The 26,187-nt window shown below is 51.0% G+C and carries 19 protein-coding genes; 10 read left to right on the top strand and 9 right to left on the bottom strand.

Annotated features, from left to right (window positions below; genetic code table 11):
- Nucleotides 1-4: 4 nt before the first annotated feature.
- The 4 genes from ggt to glnK form a co-directional block, all read right to left on the bottom strand.
- Nucleotides 5-1,699, bottom strand: a complete 1,695-nt coding sequence (gene ggt / locus G441_RS0113735) for a gamma-glutamyltransferase (RefSeq protein WP_034475188.1) — start codon at nt 1,697-1,699, stop codon at nt 5-7.
- Nucleotides 1,700-1,826: 127 nt separating this feature from the next.
- The gene (locus G441_RS0113730; protein WP_026376884.1) at nt 1,827-2,465 is read right to left on the bottom strand and encodes a PEP-CTERM sorting domain-containing protein; all 639 of its coding nucleotides are present in this window, start codon (nt 2,463-2,465) and stop codon (nt 1,827-1,829) included.
- 245 nt (nt 2,466-2,710) lie between these two features.
- Entirely contained in the window at nt 2,711-3,958 is a 1,248-nt protein-coding gene (locus G441_RS0113725; protein ID WP_026376883.1) for an ammonium transporter, read from the bottom strand.
- Between the two features lie 44 nt (nt 3,959-4,002).
- Nucleotides 4,003-4,341 (bottom strand): P-II family nitrogen regulator, encoded by a 339-nt coding sequence (gene glnK / locus G441_RS0113720; RefSeq protein WP_026376882.1) that lies wholly within the window; start codon nt 4,339-4,341, stop codon nt 4,003-4,005.
- Between the two features lie 223 nt (nt 4,342-4,564).
- On the opposite strand from glnK, the gene G441_RS0113715 reads away from it, so the two are divergent.
- Nucleotides 4,565-5,242: a hypothetical protein gene (locus G441_RS0113715; RefSeq protein WP_156896378.1), complete on the top strand. Its 678-nt coding sequence runs from the start codon at nt 4,565-4,567 to the stop codon at nt 5,240-5,242.
- Here G441_RS0113715 and mrcB read toward each other — a convergent pair.
- Together mrcB and G441_RS0113705 are read right to left on the bottom strand one after the other, a co-directional pair.
- Nucleotides 5,239-7,548, bottom strand: a complete 2,310-nt coding sequence (gene mrcB, locus G441_RS0113710) for a penicillin-binding protein 1B (RefSeq protein ID WP_034475184.1) — start codon at nt 7,546-7,548, stop codon at nt 5,239-5,241. The two genes, G441_RS0113715 and mrcB, sit on opposite strands and share 4 nt — an antisense overlap.
- Before the next feature lie 152 nt (nt 7,549-7,700).
- Nucleotides 7,701-10,967, bottom strand: coding sequence for a S41 family peptidase (locus G441_RS0113705; RefSeq protein ID WP_026376879.1), 3,267 nt, complete (start codon nt 10,965-10,967; stop codon nt 7,701-7,703).
- A 75-nt stretch (nt 10,968-11,042) separates the two neighbouring features.
- Here G441_RS0113705 and G441_RS0113700 point away from each other — a divergent pair, with 75 nt between their 5' ends.
- Nucleotides 11,043-12,281, top strand: a complete 1,239-nt coding sequence (locus G441_RS0113700) for a lytic murein transglycosylase (protein WP_084407384.1) — start codon at nt 11,043-11,045, stop codon at nt 12,279-12,281.
- Between the two features lie 13 nt (nt 12,282-12,294).
- On the opposite strand, the gene hrpB is transcribed toward G441_RS0113700, so the two are convergent.
- Entirely contained in the window at nt 12,295-14,844 is a 2,550-nt protein-coding gene (hrpB, locus tag G441_RS0113695; RefSeq protein ID WP_156896377.1) for an ATP-dependent helicase HrpB, read from the bottom strand.
- On the opposite strand from hrpB, the gene thpR reads away from it, so the two are divergent.
- Both thpR and purU read left to right on the top strand, forming a co-directional pair.
- Entirely contained in the window at nt 14,819-15,343 is a 525-nt protein-coding gene (gene thpR, locus G441_RS0113690; protein WP_026376876.1) for an RNA 2',3'-cyclic phosphodiesterase, read from the top strand. The genes hrpB and thpR overlap by 26 nt on opposite strands.
- A gap of 69 nt (nt 15,344-15,412) precedes the next feature.
- Entirely contained in the window at nt 15,413-16,267 is an 855-nt protein-coding gene (purU, locus tag G441_RS0113685; protein WP_026376875.1) for a formyltetrahydrofolate deformylase, read from the top strand.
- A 6-nt stretch (nt 16,268-16,273) separates the two neighbouring features.
- Here purU and G441_RS19360 read toward each other — a convergent pair whose 3' ends face one another.
- The gene (locus tag G441_RS19360) at nt 16,274-17,089 is read right to left on the bottom strand and encodes a DUF6065 family protein (RefSeq protein WP_051275611.1); all 816 of its coding nucleotides are present in this window, start codon (nt 17,087-17,089) and stop codon (nt 16,274-16,276) included.
- Between the two features lie 113 nt (nt 17,090-17,202).
- Between G441_RS19360 and G441_RS0113675 the strand changes: the two genes are divergently transcribed.
- From G441_RS0113675 to G441_RS0113665, 3 genes are read left to right on the top strand one after another with little or no spacing between them, the layout of a single operon-like run.
- Entirely contained in the window at nt 17,203-17,919 is a 717-nt protein-coding gene (locus tag G441_RS0113675) for an ABC transporter ATP-binding protein (protein ID WP_026376874.1), read from the top strand.
- Nucleotides 17,919-20,300 (top strand): ABC transporter permease, encoded by a 2,382-nt coding sequence (locus G441_RS0113670; protein ID WP_026376873.1) that lies wholly within the window; start codon nt 17,919-17,921, stop codon nt 20,298-20,300. Before G441_RS0113675 ends, G441_RS0113670 begins: the two co-directional genes overlap by 1 nt.
- A 17-nt stretch (nt 20,301-20,317) precedes the next feature.
- Complete coding sequence (locus G441_RS0113665; RefSeq protein ID WP_051275609.1) at nt 20,318-21,532, top strand: efflux RND transporter periplasmic adaptor subunit; 1,215 nt, start codon at nt 20,318-20,320, stop codon at nt 21,530-21,532.
- Here G441_RS0113665 and G441_RS0113660 read toward each other — a convergent pair whose 3' ends face one another.
- Nucleotides 21,533-22,102, bottom strand: a complete 570-nt coding sequence (locus G441_RS0113660; RefSeq protein ID WP_026376871.1) for a DUF885 domain-containing protein — start codon at nt 22,100-22,102, stop codon at nt 21,533-21,535.
- 185 nt (nt 22,103-22,287) lie between these two features.
- Between G441_RS0113660 and G441_RS0113655 the strand changes: the two genes are divergently transcribed.
- The 3 genes from G441_RS0113655 (at nt 22,288) to G441_RS0113645 (ending at nt 26,185) form a co-directional block, all read left to right on the top strand.
- Nucleotides 22,288-24,480: a M3 family metallopeptidase gene (locus G441_RS0113655; protein WP_026376870.1), complete on the top strand. Its 2,193-nt coding sequence runs from the start codon at nt 22,288-22,290 to the stop codon at nt 24,478-24,480.
- A gap of 95 nt (nt 24,481-24,575) precedes the next feature.
- Nucleotides 24,576-25,769 (top strand): TonB-dependent receptor, encoded by a 1,194-nt coding sequence (locus G441_RS0113650; RefSeq protein WP_034475181.1) that lies wholly within the window; start codon nt 24,576-24,578, stop codon nt 25,767-25,769.
- Nucleotides 25,769-26,185, top strand: a complete 417-nt coding sequence (locus G441_RS0113645; RefSeq protein WP_026376868.1) for a type 2 periplasmic-binding domain-containing protein — start codon at nt 25,769-25,771, stop codon at nt 26,183-26,185. The genes G441_RS0113650 and G441_RS0113645 overlap by 1 nt, the downstream gene beginning before the upstream one ends.
- Nucleotides 26,186-26,187: the final 2 nt, after the last annotated feature.

The following is a 26,187-nucleotide window of genomic DNA, read 5'->3' as shown; positions in this document are numbered from 1 at the left end:
GCGATCAGAACCCCGCAGCCTGACCGTCTTTACGACTTTCAGAGGCGCCGAAATACACACCGCTTATCGGATCGCGCATGATGGCCTGATAACCGCCATAGTGACCGGAGACTTCTCTGAGTACATGCCCCATATGCAGCAGCTTACGGCGCGTTTGCGCAGAGAAGCCGTTTTCCAGACTCACGTACCCACCATCTGTCATCGTCTCGCCGGTTGGCTCGCTGGAGCCACTGTGCAGAATGCGAGGCGCATCACCGGCCTCTTGCAAATTCATACCAAAATCAATCAGGTTGACGACGATCTGCGCATGCATTTGCGGCTGCGTAGCGCCGCCCATCACGCCAAAACTCAACCAGGGTTTGTTATTACGGGTCACAAATGCAGGAATAATGGTATGGAACGGACGTTTGCCCGGCTCCAGCGTATTGAAATGGCCTTCTTCCAGCTGAAACATTTCACCACGGTTTTGCAGCACAAATCCAAGATCGGTGGGGATCATGCCTGAGCCCATACCACGATAGTTACTCTGGATAAGGCTGACCATGTTACCGGCTTTGTCAGCAACCGTGAGATAAATGGTATCTCCATCAATTAAACCGGCGTCATAACGCTTGGCCGCCTGTTCAGGGTCAATCAACTTGCGTCTTTGCTGCGCGTATTCTTTGGAGATTAGCCAGTCAACTGGTATGTCGTTGAAGGCAGGATCGGCGTAATACTTGGCTCTGTCTTCAAATGCCAGTTTCTTGGCTTCGACAAAAGTATGGATATAGTCAGCGGAATCCAGTCCCATGCCCTGGATATCGTATTGCTCTAAAATATTCAGGATTTGCAGCGCGGCGATACCCTGACCATTAGGCGGCAGTTCCCAGACATCGTAGCCGCGATAATTGGTAGATACAGGCTCGACCCAGTTTGAAGTGTGGGCTGCCAGGTCTTCATAGCTCAGATACCCGCCTTGCTCCTGCATAAAGGCTCCAATCACTCGGGCAATGTCACCCTTATAAAAAGCATCACGCCCCCCTGTCGCAATTTTTTCATAGGTCGCAGCGAGGTTCGGATTTTTAAAGATTTCACCTTTTCTTGGGGTCCTGCCATTCAGCAGAAAGGTTTCAGCAAAGCCCGGATACTGGCCAATGCGCTTACGATTCATCTCGAAATAGTAAGCAATAAGCTCTGATACAGGAAAACCATTCTTGGCATATTCGATAGCAGGGGTCAGGATTTCGCTCATTGGCACGCTACCAAAGCGGTCGTGCAGCATAAACCAGCCATCTACGGCACCCGGTACCGATACCGGTAGAGGGCCAAACGGCGGGATTTTATCGAGTCCCTTCTCGGCAAACACTTCTCTGTTAAGAGTAGCGGGTGAACGTCCAGAGGCATTTAATCCGTACAGCTGTTTGGTTTCAGCATCCCATACGATAGCGAACAAGTCGCCACCGATGCCGCAGCCGGTGGGTTCAACCAGTCCCAACATGGCATTGGCGGCAATGGCAGCGTCAATGGCATTGCCACCTTTACGCAGCACCTCAAGTCCCACTTGGGTAGCGAGAGGCTGGCTGGTCGCGACCATGCCATTTTCAGCGATTATTTCGGAGCGACTAGCGAAATGCTGACCGGTGATCCGATCATAGGCAGTAGCCGGCCCACTGACCAAAGTGGCGATAATTAAAAATAGGGCAGAGGTGATTTTTTTCATGGTAGACCTGTCTGTACAGCTCAGCACAACCTACGAGGATACTGGGTAAACCCCATTTAGCCAAGTTGAAAGCCCATATGAAAAAGGCACCCTATAAAGGTGCCTTATATCCGAGTTATTTTTAAATTTACTTATGCACGCGTCTGGCGCCGAGGCCAAGAAGGCCCAGAGATAGCAAAAATAGCGCAGAAGGCTCAGGAACTTGGGTCAGACTAAGACGCACATCATCAACCAAAACCTGAGTGCCACCGCTGTTGATGCGAATTCTAAGCGACTCACCGAGCGCCGCATTGTCTTCGGATACATCAAAAGATGCAGAGAAGAACGCCCAGCCGTCATTAACATCATTTGCTGTAGCAATGATTTCACCGATCAACACATTTCCTGCGAATAACTGGGCAGAGCTGGTTGGCAACCCTTGCGTATCGTCTCGCTCTCCAAACCACAGAGAGAAAGTGTAGGTGCCCGCATTCAATGCAGATGTCAGAATTTGTTCGATATAACCGCCATTGGACCATACGTTATTATTCCCATCGACAGCCGTATACATAAAGTCTACGCTATCCATGGTACCCCACCCGAACCCTGTCCATCCAATGACTGACCGATTGTATTGCGCGTCTACACCCGTGCCATTCCTGTTGGGATGGACGTAGTTGAATGGATTTGCTTGTTCAAACGAAGCGTTTTCAATATCGATTGATATCAGACTTGCATTGGCGATAAAGCTACTTAAAAGTAACATTAATACAGACAACAATTTCATACTACACACTCAATTCTTGTATTAATTACATCGCATCCGGTGATGCAAACTTCTTGCCAATAAAAAATAACCATATTTAACAGTTAGTTAGAAAAACCCACTGCACAATGTGTAAAGATATCTGACACCGATTTCATTGTCTGACATAGAAAAAAGCCCCACTGTGGTCAGCAGTGGGGCCAATGTTTAGGTTTTTTAGCGCGTTATTATTATTGGTTTACGGCTAATATCCCTGGTCAGAGGATTTATTGACGGCCACCAGTGAAATCTGGGTAAGCTTCCAGACCACACTCGGACATATCCACACCGTCGTATTCTTCTTCTTCGCTGACACGTACGCCCATGATGGCTTTGATTGCCAGCCATACCACCAGACTAGTAACAAATACCCATACGAAGATAGTCAATGCACCAATAATCTGGCCTGATAATGATGAGCCGCTGTTCGTCACAGGCACCAACAGTAGGCCAAGCAGACCTACCACACCGTGCACAGAAATCGCACCTACCGGATCATCAATCTTCATCTTATCCAGACCTACGATGCTGAACACGACCAACACTCCGCCAATCGCGCCGAAAATAGTCGCCATTAATGGCGTTGGTGTAGAAGGCTCTGCAGTGATAGCAACGAGACCGGCCAGTGCACCGTTCAACGCCATAGTCAGGTCGGCTTTACCGAACATGATGCGAGCCAGTAAAAGAGCGGCAATCAGACCACCCGCTGCGGCAGCGTTGGTGTTCATAAATACGACCGCTACAGAGTTTGCGCTTTCCACCGTCGCCGTGGCAAGTACTGAACCACCGTTGAAACCGAACCATCCCATCCACAGGATGAAGGTTCCTAAAGTTGCCAATGGCAGGTTTGCACCAGGTATCGCATTCACTTTACCGTCTGCAGTATATTTGCCTTTACGCGCACCAAGAACCAGCACGCCAGCGAGCGCTGCGGCTGCACCAGCCATGTGTACAATGCCTGAACCTGCAAAGTCTGAGAAGCCTAAGTCGCCCAGCGTGTACATGCCAAATACGGCTTCGCCGCCCCATGTCCAGGCGCCTTCCATTGGATAGATGAAGCCTGTCATGACAACAGCAAACGTCAGGAATGCCCAAAGCTTCATACGCTCTGCAACTGCACCAGATACGATAGACATTGCCGTTGCAACGAATACCACCTGGAAGAAGAAGTCCGCTGAAGGCGCATAGGTCGCTGGCTCTTCAGTGATCCCAGTCGCGCCGTCGCCAGTGATGCCCGACAAGAACAGCGAGAAGTCGCCGCCACCGTACATGATGCCGTAGCCGCAGATCATGTACATGGTGCAGGCCACTGCGTATAGCGCAACGTTTTTGGTCAGAATTTCTGTGGTGTTTTTGGCACGCACCAAACCGGCCTCGAGCATGGCAAAACCAGCTGCCATCCACATAACCAACGCACCGCAAATCAGGAAGTAAAAGGTATCGAGTGCATACCCTAGTTCAAATGTTGTTTCCATTGTTATCGTCTCCGAAACTGAATGTGAGGGTTAGAGTGCGGCGCCTAGATGGCGTCACCGTCTGTTTCACCGGTACGGATTCGTACGGCATGTTGAAGGTCATAAACGAAGATCTTGCCATCGCCTATTTTGCCGGTTTTCGCAGCTTCAGCGATTGCTTCGACCAGACGGTCAACATGATCATCCTGAACGGCGATTTCCAGTTTCACCTTAGGCAGGAAGTCAACCTGATATTCTGCTCCGCGATACAGCTCGGTATGACCTTTCTGACGACCAAAGCCTTTGACTTCGGTGACTGTCAATCCATCGATACCGATCTCTGAAATCGCTTCACGAACATCATCAAGCTTGAACGGCTTAATGATTGCAGTGACTAGTTTCATTGTGATGCTCCCAGTGTTGTGTAATGTGTTTATGCTAGGTGGGTAGACAACAACAAGAGCCGTGCCACAAATATTAATTATTATTTATCAATAACTTAAGAATTTCATAGCGTTTCAGATGACGATTACTTGCACTATTTTAATGCATGAGTCAATCATTGCACCGTTTTGGTGATTTGAACTTAATGGCCGCCTGCTGACTCTATGTTGCATGCTAATGACAATGACCATTCCTGCCCTACATCAACGTGCAGAGCCCAGGCGTCATCGGCGCAACCTGTCTGGTCCGGCGCTTGCGTTTTCAATTACTGCGCATGTATTACTAGGAGTGGTGTTGTGGTTACACGACGGTGAGCGAAAAACACACAAGCCGGATGGTCAGTTGCAAACAATCCGCTCGTACTTGTATCAAGCACCCGCGCAGCCAGTGCCTACACCCGACAGCTCCACACCAATAGTGGAGCAGAAGAGTGACATTATCGAGGAGTTAACGCCGCCTCCGGCTGTTAATCAAGAGATCGCATTGCAGTCTGCAGAGCGACAGGCTCAACCTGTAGCGCCCGTAATCGACCCTTCTCAGGCGTCTGCCAACTATTTCAGTCGGCAGAACAAGCAGGCACTCAACGCGCTGTCCAACCGAGAATCCCAGCAATACAAACAACGTAAAAATACGTTACGTCTTCCGGAATCATCGGTAAGGAGCGCCGAGGAACAGCACCTGATAGGCCCTGACATCAAAGAGGTAGACTGCGGAAATGCGGGCAAGCAGGCACTGGCTATGTTTTCCGGGCTTGTCGGAGGCACCGTGCGCTGCAGGGAATATGCCGACATTGACAGGTTTATCGACGCCAGGGTCAACAAGCTGCCCAACGACCCACTGGCATCGAAACCGTACGATTAACCGCCGAACAATTTTTCCCAGAATGATTTTTCTTTCGGCGGTTTAATGCTGCCGTCACAGTTGTAGATGTTGACCGGCAGAGCATCAAGGATAGCAGGCACACTCATGCTGTTTTGGCATCCGGCGGTGACGGGTCTGCCCGTATCGATATCGAAATGGGCAATACCCAGTCCGTCCGGAAAACGTCGCGACAGCGATTTTGGCTCTTGCAATGACTGATAGGCCATAAACACCTGCATGGCGCCGCTGGTACCTGTCAGTCCTGTGGGGGAGTTGTCATCTTTACCGAGCCAGGACGTGATCAGAATATTGCGGTCAAAGCCAGCAAACCAGCTGTCCCGATAATCATCGGTAGTGCCTGTCTTGCCCGCCATATTGATGTTCCCGAAGCGCTGTTTAAGCTGACTGGCGGTGCCTTCGAGGGTGACCTTATGTAACGCGTAATTGAGCAGGTAGGTGGCCTTTTCATCAATACGCTGCTCGCCTTGCCGGCGGTATTGCCAGAGCAAATCATTTTCCGGCGACATGACGGCTAGCACGGCGTGCAGAGGCTGATAAAAGCCATTGTTGGCAATGGTCTGATACAGCTGATTGACCTGTAATAGGGACAAATTCAGTGCACCAAGCGTCAACGCCGGATAGGCATCAATATTTTGCTCGACACCGAGTCGATGCAGCGTATCGACAACGGTATCAAGCCCCAATTCCATACCCAACGATACCGTCGGCACGTTAAGTGATTTAGTTAACGCCGTCACCAGCGGTACTTGCCCGCGAAACGTTTTATCAGCGTTCTGAGGCTCCCACATATTACCGTGGCTGCTCTTCATACGAATCGGCTCATCTTTCAGCGGACTGGCTAAGGTGTATGTCGCAGCCTGTTCAAGGGCCGATAAATATACCGCTGGCTTAACCAATGAGCCAATTGAGCGAGAGGCGTCCAGAGCCCGGTTGAATCCGGCATAATCAGTATTCACGCTGCCAACAATCGCTCGTATTTCGCCGCTTTTGATATCACTGACCAGCAGTGCTGCCTCAAGCTCGTCAATGTTTCTGTCAGTTGCCAAGCGCGCAACGCGATCTCTTACTGCCCGCTCGGCACGACGCTGGGCATTGATATCCAGCGTGGTGAATACTTTGACACCGGACTGGCGAATATCCGGATCGGCCAGAACCAGTGATAGCTCGCGTTTCACTTTGTCCATAAATGCCGGATGTTTGCCGCTGGCCAGGCTGGCGCCGCTGGCTATTCGCAGAGGCTGTTGGATGGCGCGTTGATACGCGTCGGCAGACAGGTAGTTGTCCTCAAATAACAAACGAAGTACAAGATTCCTTCTTTCCAGCGTGCGCTCTGGATAGCGACGCGGATTATAAAACGAGGGGCCTTTTATCATGCCAACCAGGGTCGCCATTTCCGCGTCATCCAGTTCATTTAATGGCCGGTCGAAGTAAAAATGGCTGGCCAAACCGAAGCCATGCACGCCCACCGCACCATTTTGGCCCAGAAATACCTCATTGAGGTACGCTTGCAAGATCTCTTCCTTGCTGTAACGGGCATCAATAATCAACGCCATTAATGCTTCGCGGATTTTACGAATGATGGAGCGTTCACGACTTAAGTAAAGATTTTTAACCAACTGCTGCGTCAGAGTGCTGCCACCCTGCACCGTGCGCCCGGCACTGATATTCGCAACCAATGCCCTGGCAATGGCAAGCGGATTAACGCCATGGTGCTCAAAAAACTTGCGATCTTCGGTAGTGATCAGGGCCTGGACCAGCGTTTCCGGGACGTCATCCAGGTTCACCAGCATGCGGTCTTCGGCATTACTGCTTAACAGGCGGGTGACTAACCATGGCTCCAGTTGCACACTGCTGACATCCCGTTTTCTGGTCAGATCGCTTATTTGATGAATACGTGCGCCTTTCCAGGTTAATCGGATGTGCCGCTGTGGCTGCTCGCCTTCGGGGAATTGAAAGCTGCGTCGCACAAATTCGATGGTATTGCCCAGATAACTGTACTCGCCACTGGAGTCTGGCTTCGCCACTTTGCGATAGCCCAGTAAATCCAGTTCATCCAGCACCTCTTTGTGGGTGATCTCCTGACCATTAGACAGTGATAGTGGTCGAGCATAGATTTGCGCTGGGACCTGCCATTTATTGCCCGAGAACTGTTGTCTGATAGTGGCATCCAGGTAAAACATATAGGCACCCAGCACCACCAGGCCAACGATAAATAGTTTATAGGCAAACCGCATTATGCTGCGCCAGCGGCTGGTTTTGTTTGCGGTACTGGTATTTTTTGTCATGCGTGTGCCACGGTCTCGTTTACTGCTCGACACTTGTGAGTGCGCGGAACCGCGCGGTTGCCATCATCTTTGAGTCATGCTGAACTGTCAAGACAACCCTGCCACCCGCAGAGACGCTGGCAGACAGCAGCGTCTCTGGCGAATAATCACACTTACCGTTTGGTCGGCGCGGGATAGGCAGGCGGTACCACCTCCACAAGCTGACGTTCATTCAGCATCTTAAGTACTTCCTGCACGCCTCGTTCCAACTGGGGGTCCCTGTCGCTGTTGAGCGCCCTGGCATCCTGATACACATCAATGTCAGGCGCAATACCGACGTTCTCGCCTATCCACCGGTTATTTATTGGGTCAAACACGGCATTATCCGGTGCCGTCAGCGCACCGCCGTCGACCAGTCGATAGTGCACCGAAGATTTAACCAGTCCGCCCCAGGTTCTGGCACCAATCAAAGGACCAATCTGCTGTTGTCTGAATACCCAGGGGAAGAAATCTCCACCGGAGCCAGCCAATTCATTAACAAGCAAGGCTTTGGGTCCTTTTAACCCTGCGGGCAGCTGAATGGGTTTGCCATCAGGCACTTCATTGGTAATGGCTGCACGAAGCTCCCGTGACATTAAATCAACCATGTAGTCGTCAAGGAAACCACCACCATTAAAGCGCTCATCAATCACCGCACCTAGCTTATCCTGCTGGGCAAAGAAATAACGTGTAAAGGAGGTGAAACCTGCATTACTGGTATTTGGTACCCATACATACGCCAGTTTGCCATCAGACAGCTCGTCGACTTTGCGACGATTATCCTCTATCCAGTTGCGCTGACGCAGGTTACGCTCGCTGGCAATGGGTTTCACCACTACCTGACGGGCTCCGTCTCTATTTGGTTCGGAGTTGATATGCAGCACGGTTTGTACGTCAGCGGTGCCATCCAACCACTGATAAATATTGTCTGATGCGGTCACATCCTTGCCATTAACGGCAACAATGAAATCACCGGCAGACACATCCATACCGGGCTGATCAAGTGGCCCTTTCAGTCCGGGATTCCAGCTCTCTGACGTATAAATTCGCTCGATCTTCCAGTAGCCATCTGCGGTGGACAAATCCGCCCCTAACAGACCCGCTTTTGATTTCGCAACCTCAGGAAAATCGCCGCCAAACACGAAGCTATGGCCGACTGACAGCTCACCATTTACCATGTCCAGCACATAACTTAAATCCGCACGATGCTTAATATAGGGTACCAGTGGAGCATAACGTTCCAGTACCTGATCCCAGTCCCGTCCATGCATATCCGGGTCATAAAAATAATCACGCTGATAACGCCAGGCCTCGTGGAACATTTGCTGCCATTCCTGTGCCCGATCGAGTTTCATCTGCAGTGCCACGTTGAGGGTTTTACCGTCGTCGGCTTTTGGTTTGCCCGTGTCCAGCACCTTCCAGCTTTTACCGCTTTTGACTAACAGATGCTTGCCATCATGGGAAATGCTCGCCGAGGTGATACCTGCAACGAATGGCGTCGCTTTGCCCTCTTCGAGAGTAAATTTGTGCAAGGAAACCACTGGCCCTTCCGGTGCACGTTCGGCAATAAACAGCGTTCCCTCTGGGCCGCTGATGGTGTACGCATAATTGGCGGCAGGTACTGAAAGTGCCAGAGTGCGCCGCTCAATATTCTGCAAGTCGATCACGACCCCGTTATCGCTTTCAGCTTCCTCTTCCTGCTTTGCCTCGTCTGATTCTGCATCCGATGCATCATCTTCGCTTTCGACAGGCTCTTCGTCACTTTTTGGTGCAAACGGCGATGCTGCATCCTGCTGGAGATTAACCACATAAGCCGCATATTCTGCTTCCGCGCCCATTGAACTGGTATTCGCCCAGCCGGAGTTCAAGCCGTAATCAGTGCTGGCCAGAAAATACAGATGTTGACCATTCCGATCCCAGGCCGGAGCAAAGGCATCGGCAAAGCGGTTTGTTAATGCGGTCTTTTGCTTTGTTTCATTTGACCACACCCAAATCTGTCTGAAGCTGTTACTGGCCGCCTTGGAGTACGCAAGCCAGTTGGAATCCGTCGACCAGGTAATGCCGTTATAACCGCGTTCCAGATTACTGCCGCCAGTATCAACCGTTTGCAACTCACCCGATTGCAGATTAATCACCCTGATCCTGACATCATCATCGACAAAGGCAATGTAGCTTCCATCGGGTGAAAACGTCGGCTCCCAGGCCATTTTTGACTCACCGATACTCAAAGTCCTAGGGGGAGAAAGACCGTCCTGCTGTTGCAATACCAGCTTGTAGCCTTCGCCGCCCATATCAGAAAACCAGGCAATGACGTCGCCCTTTGGTGACCAGATGGGTTTGCGATCGGCCGCGCCTGAGCTCTCACTCAGATTGCGAACATCACCATTTTCCACAGGCACAGTGAAGACGTCACCACGTGCCTGAAACAATGCTCTTTTACCGGTAGGAGACAATGTTGCTGCAGTGGCGGACTCACTCACGTCCGTCCATTGCGTATCCGCCAAGGGGAAGTCGCCTTTTACCTCAATGGCAAGCCGCGTGCTGCGTTTGGTTTTCGGATCTAAGGTGTGTAAGTAGCCGTTATGTTCAAACGCTAATAACTCGCCATTGCTGCTTAGCTGCTTAACATCGTTTTGCTCATAAAAGGTGATTTGCTCGAGTTCACCTTTTTTGGGGTCATAGGCCCAGATATTGGCTATCCAGTCACGGTCGGAGATGAAAAATATCCGATCCCCCACCCAAACAGGTTCAATATCTGTGGTGCGTTCGTTGGGAATGAAGGTTTCCAGATTGGTATCAAGGTCCAGGATCACCAGCGGCGTGTTCTGCCCACCCCGGTAATGACGCCACTCCACGTCCCAGCGCTGCATGCGGTCGATGACCATTTTTTCGCCATCTGCAGAAAACGCACCATTATGGGCCCATTGTTTATTCACCAGCGTGGCAGGACCGCCGCTGACTGGTACAGTCCAAAGCCGATTTATCGGACGGGGCGCAGTATCACGGCCTGAGGCATACAGCACGGATTCCCCATCTGGTGACCAGCCGCGCACCATCGCGTTATCAGCATGCCAGGTCAGGCGCTGCGGCTGTCCGCCTTCAGTCGGAATGACATAGACGGCATAGCTACCGGTGCGATTTGAACTAAACGCGATGTGTTTACCGTCTGGCGACAAGTGCGGCTCAGTTTCTACCGCCGGCGTACTGGTCAGTCGCAGAACATTGCGGCCATTAATATCAGCCACCCAGACATCAGCACCATAAACAAAGGTAATGTGGTTTTTGCTGATGCTAGGCTGACGCAGCAAACGGGTATCGTCTGCCTTGGAGGCAAAACTGCAAAAGCTTAACAGTGGCAATAAAAGTACGATTAACGCGCGCGGGTATCCTGATTGATTCATCTGGCATTCCTTTTTGTTTTTTTCACCTTACTACACGGATGAAAAGAATAGTATGTTTGATAGGCTTTGCGTACTATGAAGCATGAAGTTTGTTTGCTTGTATTTGGTGTTATGTTCCGCCCGCTATTTTTATTCTTTTCATTAGTTGTATTCACCTGTCACGCTTTTGCTAGTTCCACGTCAGAGGTCCCTTTTCAAGAGTGTATTGCGAATTTACAAAACAAAGCCCGCAGTGAAGGTATTTCTGCCCGGCAGACAGATGAGGTATTGGGCAATGCCCGGTTCCTCAAACAGGTGATTGGTTACGATAGAAGTCAGCCCGAGTTTATTCAGACCTTTCCCGGCTACTTTACCAAGCGCGTGAACGACTGGCGCGTTAATCGTGGACGGGAAATGCTCGCCAAACACAAAGATTTTCTCGCCGAACTCACCCGCACATATGGCGTACCCTCACACTATCTGATTTCATTCTGGGGGCTGGAAACAAACTTCGGCAGTTACAAGGGCAAGATGCCGATCATCGACTCACTGGCAACGCTGGCCTGTGATGAACGCCGCAGTGCATTTTTCACCACTGAATTAATGACAGCATTAAAACTGATGGACCGGGAATCCTTTGACGTAGACACCATGCTTGGTTCATGGGCCGGTGCGATGGGACACACACAGTTCATGCCTTCGGCCTATATGCAATATGCCATCGACGGCGATGGGGACGGACGTATTGACTTGTGGAACAGCGAGCTGGATGCCTTAGCCTCTGCTGCCAATTTCCTCAGTGAGCTGGGCTGGCAACCGGGACTGCGCTGGGGTCGGGAAGTCTCCCTGCCAGAAGGTTTTGATTATTCACTGGCAGGTAAACACCATGCTAAACCCCTCACATTCTGGCATCAGGCTGGAGTGCGGAAAACAAACGACACGTCGCTTGGCAATGTGGATATTGATGCCTCGCTGTTAATTCCGGCCGGTCATCAGGGTCCGGCATTCCTGGTATATGACAACTTCGATGTGATCCTACGCTGGAATAATTCTGAGTTTTACGCCATCTCGGTCGGACACCTTGCCGATAGACTGGTGGGCGCTGCAGCGCTTGCGGCAGCATTGCCGGATTTGCCCACCTACAGTCTTGAGCAAATGAAGCTGCTGCAAACAAAACTTAATACCCTGGGTATCGATGTCGGTGAGGCAGACGGTATTCTGGGCCCCATGACCCGACGTGGCGTGCGTCAGTTCGAGCTAGCAAATAATATGATTGCAGATGGCTTCCCTGATACACAGGTTTTTAACGCAATCATGGACGTGCAAACGCAGTAGTAGTTATGCGCTGTTACTTCATCGCCCGTTTGGTACGAGCGGTAGGCGTTGCATTGGCCGGGTCATCTGGCCAGAAATGCTTGGGATAACGGGCTTTCATATCTTTTTGCACTGCCTGATAGCTGCCTTGCCAGAAGCCAACAATGTCCTGGGTGGTCTGCACCGGTCGCATTGCCGGTGACAACAGTGACAGTGTCAGAGGCAGCCGCCCATTGGCCACTGCCGGATGCACACTCAGCCCGTACATTTCCGTTAGTTTGATTTCAACATGTGCACTGCCATCATCACGATAGTCAATGGTAACAGACGTTCCCGTTGGTGCCGTGAACTTCACCGGCAGCGTTTTATCGAGTAACTGTTGGGTATGCCAGTCCATCTGCTGTTTGATCAATGCCTGCCAATCCAAACCGGATAGTGCAGACCATTTACGATGTGTTGCCAGAAAGGGCAATAGCCACTCATCCAGCGTTGCCATAAGATGCTCTGCTGTCAAATTCGGCCAATTCTCATCAGGTATTAATCGTTTGGCAAGCGCAATACGTTTTCTCAAATGATGTGCCGCATCACTTAACGGTAAGGCCGAGAATCCTGATTTGATGATTTCTTCTCGCCATGCCTCGGTCACCTGCTCAAGATCAGCTTTATCGCCAGATACCCTGGAGTTAAGCACTAAGGACCCGAGCATCGTATTTTCGGTAAAGCGCAGTACCTTGTCGTTATCAGTGGGGGTCCACTGACACCGCTGCTCATGGGTGATCAAAGCGCTACCATGGGTTTTAATATCATCTAACGTGACTGCCATTGCCGAGGTTATGCGAGCATCAGCCCGCCCAGCAAGCTGCAGATCGGCAGCCACTATCCATGCTTCATCAGCTAGGGGAGAATCCTCGGGTAGCCAGCCGCCAGTGCCACCGGAAAGCTGAAAACGGCCTTGTCCGCGCGCTTTACCAACGCGGTCTGGAAACGCCGCAAACAGTAAAGCTGACAGGCATCCGTTATGGTCTTTGCCTACCCTCAGCGACAGTGACGTTCTAAAACGCTTGGCCAAACGCTGCGCGTGTTTCACCAAAAGCTGGTGAGGATTATTCAGAGCGTGCTGAAGTGCCAGTTCAATGTCGACTTCACGTTGTCGTCCGTCTTCAAGCAGCGCAGCTAACAGGCATCCCAACTGCAAGGCCTGCTCTCCCTGCTGTTGGGCCTTCACTAACATACTGCCAAGCCTCGGGTGCAAACCCAGCTCCGCAACTTTACGTCCATGGGCTGTTAAACGCTGCTGTGCATCAAAGACACCAAGTGATTGCAACAACTGGTTGGCGGCGTTTAGCTGTGCTGTAGTTGGGTAATCGAGCAGTTCAAGTAGAGCAAATTCCGTGCCCCATACGGAAATATCCAGCAACACTGAGGACAGCTCCTCCCGCAATATAGCCGGCACTGCCTGTTTGGCTTTGCGATGATGTTGCTCTTCACTCCACAATCGATAACATGTCCCGGGTCCGGTGCGCCCGGCACGGCCCGCTCGCTGTGTAGCGGAGGCAATAGATATGGCCTGCGTGGTGAGCTGATTAACGCCTCTTGATAAGTCGTATTGTGCGACCTTCTCCAGTCCCGAGTCCACAACGGTATCAATGCCTTCTATGGTCAGACTGGTTTCAGCAATATTGGTCGCCAGCACAATTTTTCGCTGACCAGAGGGGGCAGGCGCGATGGCACGCATTTGTGTCTGTTTATCCAAGTCACCATACAGCGGAAACAATTCACAGTGCGAAGGCAGCGCGTCTTGCAGGCGCTCAGCTACGCGTTTAATGTCAGCGCTGCCGGGTAAAAACACCAGCATGCTACCCTGTTGTTCGCTAAGCGCCAGTTGTATCGCGTTGACAACTTGCGTCGTTAAATCTCGTTGCGCGTTGATTGGCAGATAGCGGTAATCAATCGGATACTGACGTCCTTCGACCTGCAGTTGCATAGCATCTGGCAATAGGTCTTTAACGGACGCGCCTTCCAGCGTTGCCGACATGACCAACAGACGCAGGTCATCACGCAAAGACTGTTGCACATCAATAGCCAGAGCCAGGCCAATGTCGGCGTGCAGGCTACGTTCGTGGAATTCATCGAACAGGATCAAATCAACGCCGGACAGCTCCGGATCGGCCTGTATCCTGCGGGTCAGAATACCTTCTGTCACAATCTCCAGCCGCGTGTTAGCGGAGATTTTTCTCTCGCCACGCACCTGATAACCAACCGACTCTCCTACTTTTTCATTGAGCTGTTTAGCAAGATAAGCAGCCAGAGCCCTTACCACAACGCGGCGGGGCTGAAGCATAATCATGCGCCGCCCGCTCTTCAGCCAGTCCTTCATTAATGCAAGAGGCAACACTGTGGATTTACCGGCACCGGGGGGTGCGATAAACACCAGATTTTGCTTTTTTAATGCGGCTATTGCATCAGGTACGGCGGACTCAATGGGTAACACAGCGGCTCTACAATGGTTAATCTGTCGCGTATGATACCCGTCAACGACCTTTGTGACACGGATAAGCATGCGCGCTTTTATCGGACTGGACATTTCGGCACCACAAAAGTTGGCGATTGACGCGTGGCGACAAAAGGCCTTACCCGCGTTACCCAAAGCGGTACCCGCCGCCAATTTTCATATCACGCTGGCTTTTTTGGGTAATATTGACGCTCGTCAGCAGGAAACGTTGATCAGTAACCTGGATTCGTTGATAGAGAAAACCTTTTCGCTCGAACTGGACATTACCGGATGGTTTAAAAAGCCCCAGGTGCTGTGGATTGGCTGTGAACATATCCCTGAGCAGCTAGCAAAGTTGGCAGCAAGCACGGCATCTGCTGCCCGTGCGAGTAGTATTCAGGTGCGTACAGATACTTATACGCCTCATGTGACCCTTGCACACAAAGTCAAAGAGCCGCCCGCTGCTTTGTTTACCCCGTCGGTACAGTGTCATTTTGGTCAGTTTCATTTATTTGAGTCGCTGTCCACCGCACATGGCGTGACCTATCCCATCCGACATACCTGGCCGCTTAGTCCATTACAAACTAAGTAAGCATGATTTCCTGTTTACCCTCACAGCACTTCACGCTTTAATGTCGCAAGCAATGGCAAGGATACAAACATGCAGCAAACATTCAGATTAGTGATCGACTGCCCGGATCAGGTGGGTCTGGTCGCCACGGTCAGTCAGTTTTTAGCCGATCATCAGGCTAATATTATCGAGGCTAACCATCATACAGACCTGTCTACAGGTCGCTTCTTCATGCGGCATGAAATCCGGGCGGACTCAATAAAGCTGGGTATTGATGAATTCAGCAAGGGGTTTTCACCGCTGGCAGAGAAATTCAATATGAACTGGCGTATCACCGACTCGCTGCAAAAGCCGAGAGTGGCATTATTAGCCAGTCTGGAGTCACACTGCCTGAACGATATCCTGCATCGCTGGCACACTGGAGAGTTGAGCTGTGATATTCCCTGCATCATTGCCAATCACCCGCAAATGAAGCAGTTTGCAGACTGGTATAAGGTGCCGTTCCACTGGGTCGATTTTAAGCAGCAGGATAAAACCAAAGCATTTGACCAAATTGCCCTGTTGCTGGATGAATACAAGATTGATCTGACTGTGCTTGCCCGCTTTATGCAAATCCTGCCCAATAGCCTTTGTGAACAGTTGGCTGGCAAGGCAATCAATATTCATCACAGCTTCCTGCCCTCATTTGCGGGCGCCAGACCCTACCAGCAAGCTTATGACAGGGGCGTAAAACTGATCGGTGCAACCTGTCACTATGTCACCAAAGATCTCGACGAGGGCCCCATTATCGAGCAGGAAGTGATCCGTATCAGCCACTCAGACAGTGCTGCGGATATGGTCAGAAAAGGCAAAGATTGTGAAAAGACAGCACTCGCCAACGGTGTACGCTATCACCTGGAAGATCGCGTGATCATCCACAAGAATAAAACCGTGGTATTTGCTTGATACATATTATTTTTTGACATTACGCTTATCCACCGGCTCTGCGCATTTAAAGATATTCTGGTGTTTTACCTCAGCAATATCACTGCCCTGTCCCTTGGCGTATTGCGAGTTCCACAGCTCTTTCATTTCCGGTTTGTGACCTTCTTTGGCCCATTTGGCCTCCGCTTCTTTTTGCTTCTGGTAATTACGCTGGCGTTCTTGTTGCCACTGGTTGACCCGTTCTAAAAATACCGGATCTTCTCCAATATCATGGATCTCCATTTGCATTTCATTTAGCAGCGCCAGCGGATAGGGCATGATTCGACAAATCGGTTCTCCCGCCCTGAAGATCACTGGTTCATTAGGCGTGGTTAGACGCCAGTTCATGGTGAACGGAAAAGGCACCCAATCGGTTCTGACCAGCGCGTCCAGCGGTGTCGCATGTTGCTTATCGTGATTTGCCGGACCACTGATGAGCAAGCCATACTCAGGCGGGGTACGGAACAAAAATGGCAGGTACCAGGTCACCGTACCGCCGCCGAAATGCGGCACCGGCGCAAACGGATGGCGAGCGGACACTTTAAAATTAAGCTGATCACCTCCCTCTTTGCCGGTCCAGGTAATGTGTGCATCCACCGGATTTAGCAACTCCCAACCCATCGAGTTTGCTGCGGTTAATGGGATGCACCGATACGCATAGCGTGCAGGGGTATCATCCATCCATTCACGGGTCACTTTACAAGGCCGGATAAGTTGTTCACTGCCGGGCGGTGAACCGGGCATGGCATAAGCAATGATGGTGTTGTCAGGCACTGGCGTGACGGTTGATTGCGGTGTACTCATAAGGGCGTCTTGTCTGGTCGAGCTTTTTGTTATGGCTTGTATGATGCGGATCAAGGCGTCAGTAAGCAAACTTTCTTATGGTGCCAGACAGCAAATCAACAAAACTTAGCTGTATGCCCGACAACACGCTGCCCACACTTGTTGCTAAAGACATCACCAAAGTCTATCAGACCGGTGAAGTTGAGGTGCGCGCGTTGGACGGCGTGTCTTTTGAGCTGTACCGGGGTGAAATGGTGGTGCTACTTGGGGCCTCCGGCAGTGGCAAGTCGACCTTGCTGAACATTCTTGGCGGTCTGGATAGACCCACGACAGGCAGTGTGCTGTTCGACAACGCTGATCTGAGCCGGATGTCTGAGCACGACCTAACCCTGTTTCGACGCGATCACGTCGGTTTTGTGTTCCAGTTTTACAACCTGATCCCCAGTTTGACCGCGCGCGAGAACGTGGCTCTGGTGACCGAAATTGCCCAACATCCTCTCTCTCCCGAACAGGCTTTGGAGCTGGTAAAGCTGGAAAACCGTCTCGATCATTTCCCCGCCCAACTGTCCGGCGGCGAACAACAGCGGGTGGCCATCGCCCGGGCGATCGCTAAACAGCCGGATATTCTGCTGTGTGATGAACCCACCGGCGCTTTGGATAAACAGACAGGCATTCTGGTAATGGATGCCATTGCCACCATTAATAGAGAACTCGGCACCTCTACCGCCGTCATCACACATAACACGGTAGTCGGCGGCATGGCAGACAGAATTGTCTCTATTTCAGATGGCCGCATAGCAGGCATTGAGCACAACCGTCAGCGTGTCTCAGCAGCAGAGCTTGACTGGTAATGGCCATCGTTCATTTCTCGCCACTGGATAAAAAGCGCTGGCGTGATCTTGTCAAATTACGTGGGCAAGTACTGGCCGTGGCATTGGTGATCGCGTCCGGTATTGCCACATTGGTGATGTCACTGACCACCATTGAAGCGCTGGAGGACACCACGGATACCTACTATCAACGCTATCGTTTTGCCGATGTGTTTGCCGGGCTGACGCGAGCACCTGATTTTCTTACCCATCGTATTGCCGAGCTGGACGGTGTGATGAGTGTAGAGACCCGCATCTCGCAGTACGTCACACTTGATGTACCTGACTTTAATGAGCCCGTAACGGGCCGTCTGCTGTCTATTCCTGAGCATCAACAGCCAACATTGAACCAGTTGGTATTACGCAAAGGCCGTTGGATCTCTGGCCGTGCCGAGGATGAAGTTATAGTCAGCGAGAACTTTGCTGATGCTCACCAGTTGGATATTGGCGACAATCTCGCTGCGATTTTACAAGGTAGTAAACGCTCACTTACCGTCGTTGGCATCGCACTATGCCCGGAATTTATCTATGCACTGGGGCCCGGCGCCTTGCTACCAGATGACCAACGTTTTGGTATTTTATGGATGTCTCGAGAGGTGCTGGCCTCAGCGTTCGATTTGAAGGATGCATTCAACGATGTGGCCTTGTCTTTACACCATGGAGCAGATGCACGAGCAGTCATGACCGAATTGGATACGCTGCTCAAGCCCTACGGTGGAATCAGTGCTATCCCACGCTCTGAGCAAATGTCGAACTGGTTTATTCAGAACGAAATTGCGCAGCAAAAAAGTATGGCAATGGTGCTTCCCGTGATCTTTATCTCCGTGGCCATTTTTCTGGCCAATATGGTGCTAAGTCGTTTAATTGCCACTGAACGCACTGAAATCGGATTGCTCAAAGCATTTGGCTACAGCGGCACGCAGATAGCGTGGCATTACGTCCGCATGATGCTGGTTATCGGCGCCACTGGCACACTGATTGGCTGTGCGGTGGGCGTTTTATTCGGTCATTACAACATTGACATGTATGCGCAGATGTTCCGCTTTCCAGTGCTGATTTTTCAGCCCGGTGTGCACAACTATGTACTCGCTGTCCTGGCCGGTGTGCTGGCATCCGTGCTGGGCGCGCTTGGCGCCGTCACACGGGCCGCGACGTTGCCTCCAGCACAGGCCATGGCACCTCCCTCTCCACCGGCGTATCGACACAGCATAATTTCCAGTGGCGCATTACAACGTAAATTAGATCAGTCCACTCGGATCGCCATCAGGCAGATTGAGCGGTGGCCCTTACGCTCAATCATGACGAGCACAGGCATCGGATTTTCTGTCGCCCTGGTGATCATGACATTTCAGTGGGACGATGCGCTCAATCACATGGCTCGCGTTTATTTCGAGCAGGCCCAGCGTCAGGATGTAGTAGTGGGCATGTCGCAGCCAAGGGCAATTCACGCTGTACAGGATTTCACTCACCTGCCGGGTGTATTGAGAGCCGAGCCGATGCGTTACATCAGTGCTGATTTGTCCGTTGGTAATGTGACACATCGCGGCACGCTAACGGCTATTCAACAGCATGCCAGCCTGCAGCCAATTTATGATGATGCCAATGACATCACTGTGGCCGTGCCCGAGTCAGGCCTGGTGATCGCCCACCGATTGGCCAGAAAACTCAATGTAAAGGTCGGCGACATCATCACCGTCAATGTGTTAAGTGGCAGGCGTCCTACATTGTCGTTAACCGTGACGGCGATGATTGAGACGTACATCGGCATGCCGGCCTACGTCAACCTGGCGTATATCAATCGGTTGTTGATGGAAGCACCCAATATGAACTTTGTTAACCTGCTGATTGATGAGGCGCAGCAACCACAGCTATTCAGCGAACTGAAACAGACGCCTATCGTTGCCGCCATTACTATAAAAAGTGCGGCACAGGATGCATTTCAACGTACGCTGGTAGATCACCTCATGGTATTCGTGTCTATGTTTAGTCTGCTGGCAGCCATGCTCGGCTTTGGTGTCGCCTACAACAGTACGCGCATTGCACTGTCCGAACGCGGCAGGGAGTTGGCTACGCTGCGTGTGCTAGGCTTTACCCGGGGCGAAATATCCTACGTATTACTGGGTGAAGTAATGCTGCTGATCCTGGCAGGACTCGGATTAGGGTGTGCACTCGGTTACGGACTGGTGTGGTTTATCATTACCTTGTTTGATACGGAGCTTTTCAGAATTCCATACCTTATTGAGCCTTCCACATACGGGAAGGCAGTAGTGATTATTTTCATTGCGACATTACTCTCTGCCGCGCTGGTCAGGCGACGGGTAGACAAACTGGACCTGATACGGGTACTGAAAACCCGCGAATAACATGGAGAAATCAGCCTGTGAATAAGGCCATACTACAACGCATTCTTTTCTGGCTTGTCATACTGGGGGCGCTTGTCGTCGGGCTGCTAGTTGCGTTTTGGCCAAGGCCCAAGCTGGTTGATGTCACTACAGTCCAACAGCGTATGCTGCAAATTGTGGTCACTGAAGAAGGCGATACTCGCATTCATGATGTGTATACCTTATCTGCCCCTATAACGGGACACCTGCGACGTATCGATTACGACGTCGGCGATCAGGTCGTTGCCGGAGAAACGCGAATAGCCGAAATTGAGCCGGTCGACGCCGCATTTTTAGACTCACGCAGTGAGGCCCAGGCTCGTGCACAGCTGCAAGCAGCGACATCGGCCCGCGCACTGGCAGAAGAAACGGTCAAACAGGCCGAGGCTGAACTTGAGTTCGCTGACGCTGAACTATCCAGAATTCAGGAATTACGCGTCCAGGGTACGGTCTCTCAACGTGAACTTGATAATGCACAGCGCAACTTTAAAACCTCTCGCGCCACGCTGGCCACCGCCCACGCTGCGCTACAAATGAAAAATTTTGAAATGCAGCAGGTTCAGGCACTATTGCAATCTCCCACCCAAAACCGGCCTCAGGCAGGCCAATGTGAGTGCATGACGGTTATCGCGCCAATCAGCGGTACCGTATTAAATATTCATACCAGAAGTGAGGGCGTCGTGTCGGCTGGCACGCCTCTGATCGACATTGGCGATCCAAGAGATGTGGAGCTGGTCGTTGAGCTGTTGTCCGTTGATGCAGTAAAAGTGTCGCCCGGCATGGAGGTGATAATCGACAATTGGGGTGGCGATGGGACATTAAAGGGTCAGGTTACCCGCGTCGAACCATTTGGCTTTACCAAATATTCTGCACTTGGCATTGAAGAGCAACGGGTTAATGTGATTATTGATATTGTCAGTCCCTACGAGCATTGGCAGCGCCTCGGACATGGTTATCAGGTAGACGCGTCTATCATTCTTTGGCAACAGGATGAGGTGTTAAGCGTGCCAATCACTGCGCTTTTTCGACAAGGAAAAGAATGGATGCTTTTTGTCGTTGAGGAAAACCGGGCAAGGTTGCAACCCGTAACCTTGGGCAAAAAAAGTGAGCGTTACGCACAGATCCTCACCGGCGTAAGCGCGGGAGATGTCATTGTCGAATATCCTTCTAGCCAGCTAACTGATGAAGACCGCGTTGTCATCCGGCAGCCCTGACTATTGAGTGAGCCTTTCAATTTCCTGATCGACGAGCTTTTCCAACACCGTCAAAGGCACTGCACCTGCATCAAGCACTAAGGTGTGAAAGGCCACGATATCAAACTCGTCTCCAAGTGCATCACGCACACGCTCCCGTAGCTCAACAATTTTTAGCATCCCAACCATGTAGGCAGTCGCCTGACCCGTGTATACGGAATAGCGCGCAATGTTTGATTGTGCCAGACCATAGCTGGTACCAACATTCTCGGAAAAATACTCACTGGCTTGTTCAAACGACCAGCCAAAGGCATGGATACCGGTATCCACCACTAACCGCGCAGCGCACAGCCCTTCATAAAATAATCGGCCAATATCACCGTAAATATCCTCTTCATACCAGCCATACTCGCCCGCCAGCCGCTCAGCATACAGTACCCATCCCTCCACAAATCCAGTCACCACAAGTTGGCGGCGAAAAAGCGGCAAGTCGGTTTCCTGCGCCAGAGCTATCGGCATATGGTGACCCGGAAGCGCTTCATGATAAGCAAGCGACGAAACATCATAACAGGCACCCTGAATACGTAACACTTCGTAGACTAGTCCAGAAAGTGCATCACATCAATAGAACCCACCGTAAAGACGACCACTGACCAGATCCTAGCGACCAGCTGCCTTTGACACCCCAAAAGCCTGCTGTACACTCAAGGGTTTTAGCTTACACGGCACGTGTTTTCACGCCGCCATCATTATAATTAAAATAGACGGGAACACCTATGAACAAAGCCCTTCTGACACTGACCAGCGCCGCGGTTGCTCTGGCCCTCAGTGCCTGCTCTGATACAAAAACCACACAAGTTGAAAGTGCATCAGCGCCGACAGCGCAAACTGCGCCTGAACAGAGCCAGACTGAAAATGTCTTGCTTGCTGACTACACCGGTCCATACGGTGGCGTCCCCGCGTTTGATAAGATGGATTTAGATGACCTCGTGCCTGCGTTAGAAAAAGGCATGGAAATGAATCTGGCAGAAGTTGAAGCCATCGTTAACAATCCTGAAGCGCCGAATTTCGAAAATACTATCGCAGCGCTGGAAGCCACTGGTGACGCCCTTGGTAACGTATTTACCTATTGGGGGATCTGGAGCTCAAACATGTCCAGCCCTGAGTTTCGCGAGATCCGCAAAGAGTGGTCACCCAAGCTATCTGCATTTTTCTCAAAGATCACTCAGAATGACGACCTGTTCCAGCGCGTAAAAGCCGTGTATGAAAGTGATGAAATGCAATCACTGACCCCGGAGCAGCAGCGTGTAACCTGGCTGGTTTACAACCAGTTTGCCCGTAACGGCGCTACGTTAGAAGGTGAAGCCAAAGCGCGCTATGCCGAAATTAATCAGGAGCTGGCAACATTACAGACCCAGTTCTCCAGCAACGTGCTGAATGATGAAGAAGCCTACGTTACCTTGCTAACCAAAGAGCAGCTCGATGGACTTCCCGACTCAGTGGTGTCAGCAGCCAAAACAGCTGCCGAAGAGCGGGGTCATGAGGGTATGTATGCAATCACTAACACTCGCTCATCAATGGACCCCTTCTTAACCTACTCTACTAACCGCGAAATGCGTGAAAAAGTGTGGCGTACATACTACAACCGTGGCAACAACGGTGATGAATTTGATAATAACGAAATCATTAAAAAGATTCTGAAGCTGCGTCATGAGCGTGTGCAGCTGCTGGGTTATGACAACTATGCCCAGTGGCGTCTCGAAGACCGTATGGCCAAGAACCCGGAAAATGCCATGGCATTAATGAACAAGGTTTGGCCAGCAGCGATTGCACGGGTGGAAGAAGAAGTCGCGGATATGCAGGCGATTGCCGATGCCGAGGGCGTTAACATTACTATCGAGCCGTGGGATTATCGCTTCTACGCAGAGAAAGTGCGTAAGCAGAAATATGACCTTGATTCAGATGAAGTGAAGCAGTATCTGCAATTGGACAAACTGCGTGATGCCATGTTCTACGTAGCAGGCCGTCTGTTTAATTTCGACTTCTCGCCGGTACCAGAAGGCACGGTTCCTGTATTCCATCCGGATGTGAAAGTATGGGAAGTGAAAGACAAAGACAGCGGTAAGTTTATCGGACTTTGGTATCTGGATCCGTTTGCCAGAACCGGCAAGCGCTCTGGCGCGTGGGCAACCACATACCGCAGCTACACCACCTTCCGCGGTGAAGAATCTGTACTGTCATCTAACAACTCTAACTTTGTAAAAGGACCAGAGGGTCAGCCTACGTTGATTTCCTGGGATGATGCTGAGACCTATTTCCACGAGTTTGGTCACGCGTTACATTTCCTGTCTGCAAATGTTGCCTACCCAACCTCTCACTCAGGCGTGCGCGACTACACCGAGTTCCAGTCTCAGTTATTAGAGCGCTGGTTAACGACCGACGAAGTCATCAATCAATTCCTGGTCCACTATGAAACGGGCGAGCCTATTCCACAGGAGCTGGTGGCCAAAATTAAAAATGCGGCAACCTTCAACGAAGGCTTTAAGACCACTGAATACATGGCCTCTGCCATTATGGACCTGCTGTATCACACGACCGACCCTGACACCATCGAGCCTCAGCAGTTCGAACGAGAGCAGCTGGCAAAATACAACATGCCAGAAGAGGTAGTAATGCGACATCGCAGTACACAATTTGGTCACGTGTTCTCATCAGAGGGCTATGCAACAGGCTACTATGGCTATATGTGGGCAGAAGTACTGACATCTGACGCGGCCGAAGCATTCGCGGAAGCACCCGGTGGTTTCTACGATAAAGAGGTCGGAGAGCGCCTAGTGAAGTACCTATTCTCCGTACGCAATGCCATGGATCCCGAAGAGGCGTATCGCGCCTTCCGTGGACGTGACGCGAGAGTGGAAGCGCTGATGCGTGACAGGGGATTCCCGGTCACCAGTGGTGAAACTGAGTAAGCACGTTGACATGATAAAGGGCCTTATTTCAAGGCCCTTTTTTGTATCTGGAACTCTCTGCTATGCTTAAACAACGGGTAATCGTGAACAGCGTAATGAAACGATTTATATTGCATGCCGCACTGTTGGTTTGCTGCAAAGTGGGCCAGGCGCAGGTACAGGTTAGTGAACGCCTCGAAGTGTCAGGCTTTGCTCGCATTGTGGGTGGATATCTCGACACAGATCTAGCCAGCTATGAGGGCTATCATGACTCCTTCAGTCTGTCTGAACAGTCGTTACTGGGTCTTCAGGCTGAATTTAGTGTCACTGACAAGCTTACCCTGGTGGCGCAAGGATTGCTGCACTCTGGGGAGGAGAGAGATTCAGGCATTGAGTGGCTGTATCTTAATTTTGAACCTAGCCAGCATGTTCAGCTTAAGGCCGGTAAATTACGCACCCCATTTTTTAACTACAGCGACGTACTTGATGTAGGCTTTGCCTATCCGTGGATCACGCCGCCTCAGCAAACCTATAGCAGCTTTTTATTTAGCACCTATGAAGGTGTCAGCGCTACGCTCAGATTTCCTCTTGAATATTTCTCAGCCAGCCTGGAAGGCTACTATGGCACCTTTGAAGATGAATTATTGCTGACCGGCACCCGTGTGTATACTGATATCAAACGGCTGAATGGATTGGTATTAAATTTACAAGGTGCCAATCTGAATTTCCGAGGCTCTTACCACCAAACCAGCGATCTGGACGTCAACTTTGCTGAATTGGGCGATCTCGAAAATATCATTCGCGGTGCGGGTTTTGAACGCACAGCCGATTCACTTGCATTCGATGCGGGCGTACAGGTTTTCCAGCTCAGCGCCAGTTACAACGATTTATCCTATTTTGGCTCAGTAGAGTGGATGCGCATTGCTACCGACGTGTTACTGTCGCCCGAAGTAGATAGTTACTACATTACTGCCGGTTTTCATTATTATCCTTTTCAGTTTTACGCGACCTTTGCTAACTCTGACATATCATATCGCGCGGGCGTTAATGAAATCCCCGTAAGACTTGTACCTGAGCTTGACCAGCTGCGCGGTGCGTACGATTTTTTGCTCGACGCCAGACCAGTTGATAATCTGGAAAGTCTATCTTTTGGTGCTCGCTGGGATATCAGTGCCTCTTTAGCCATGAAATTTGAATGGACAGCGCTTAACGGTAATCGTGGCGAACGCAGTTTTTATGAGACCATAGAACGCGCCGACTTCAGTCGCAATGCAAACCTTTATCAGGTGGCTCTGGAGTGGGTATTCTGATGAAGCGCCTCCTCACGTTGTTAACCTCCATCGCATTTTCAGCATGCCTGTTCGCTCAGGACGGCGAGGTTATAGTGGTAGCCAATGTTGATAACACATCTGCGACGCTGAGCAAAAAACAGGTTCGGGATTTGTTTATGGGCGGTGTTAATCGCGACAACCTTACTCCCATAGCGCTGCCGCCTGGCGATCCCACAAGGGTATTGTTCAATACAAAAGTAGTTGGCCTGACAGAAGCAAGGATACAATCCTATTGGGCGCAGATGCGTTTCAGTGGGCGCAGTAAACCACCTAATGAAATCGCCTCAGTGGAAGCCTTACTGGTTTACCTTCAGCATCATCAGGGCAGCGTTGGATATGTGCCAGCTGGGACACCTTTGCCTGATAATCTCAGGGTGATTTACGACAGTGAGTAAGG

The sequence above is a fragment of the Aestuariibacter salexigens DSM 15300 genome, assembly GCF_000429145.1.
GTDB classification, from domain to species: Bacteria; Pseudomonadota; Gammaproteobacteria; order Enterobacterales; family Alteromonadaceae; genus Aestuariibacter; species Aestuariibacter salexigens.
The sequence above is the reverse complement of the archived record's forward strand: the minus strand, read 5'-3'. Positions and strand labels throughout refer to the sequence as shown.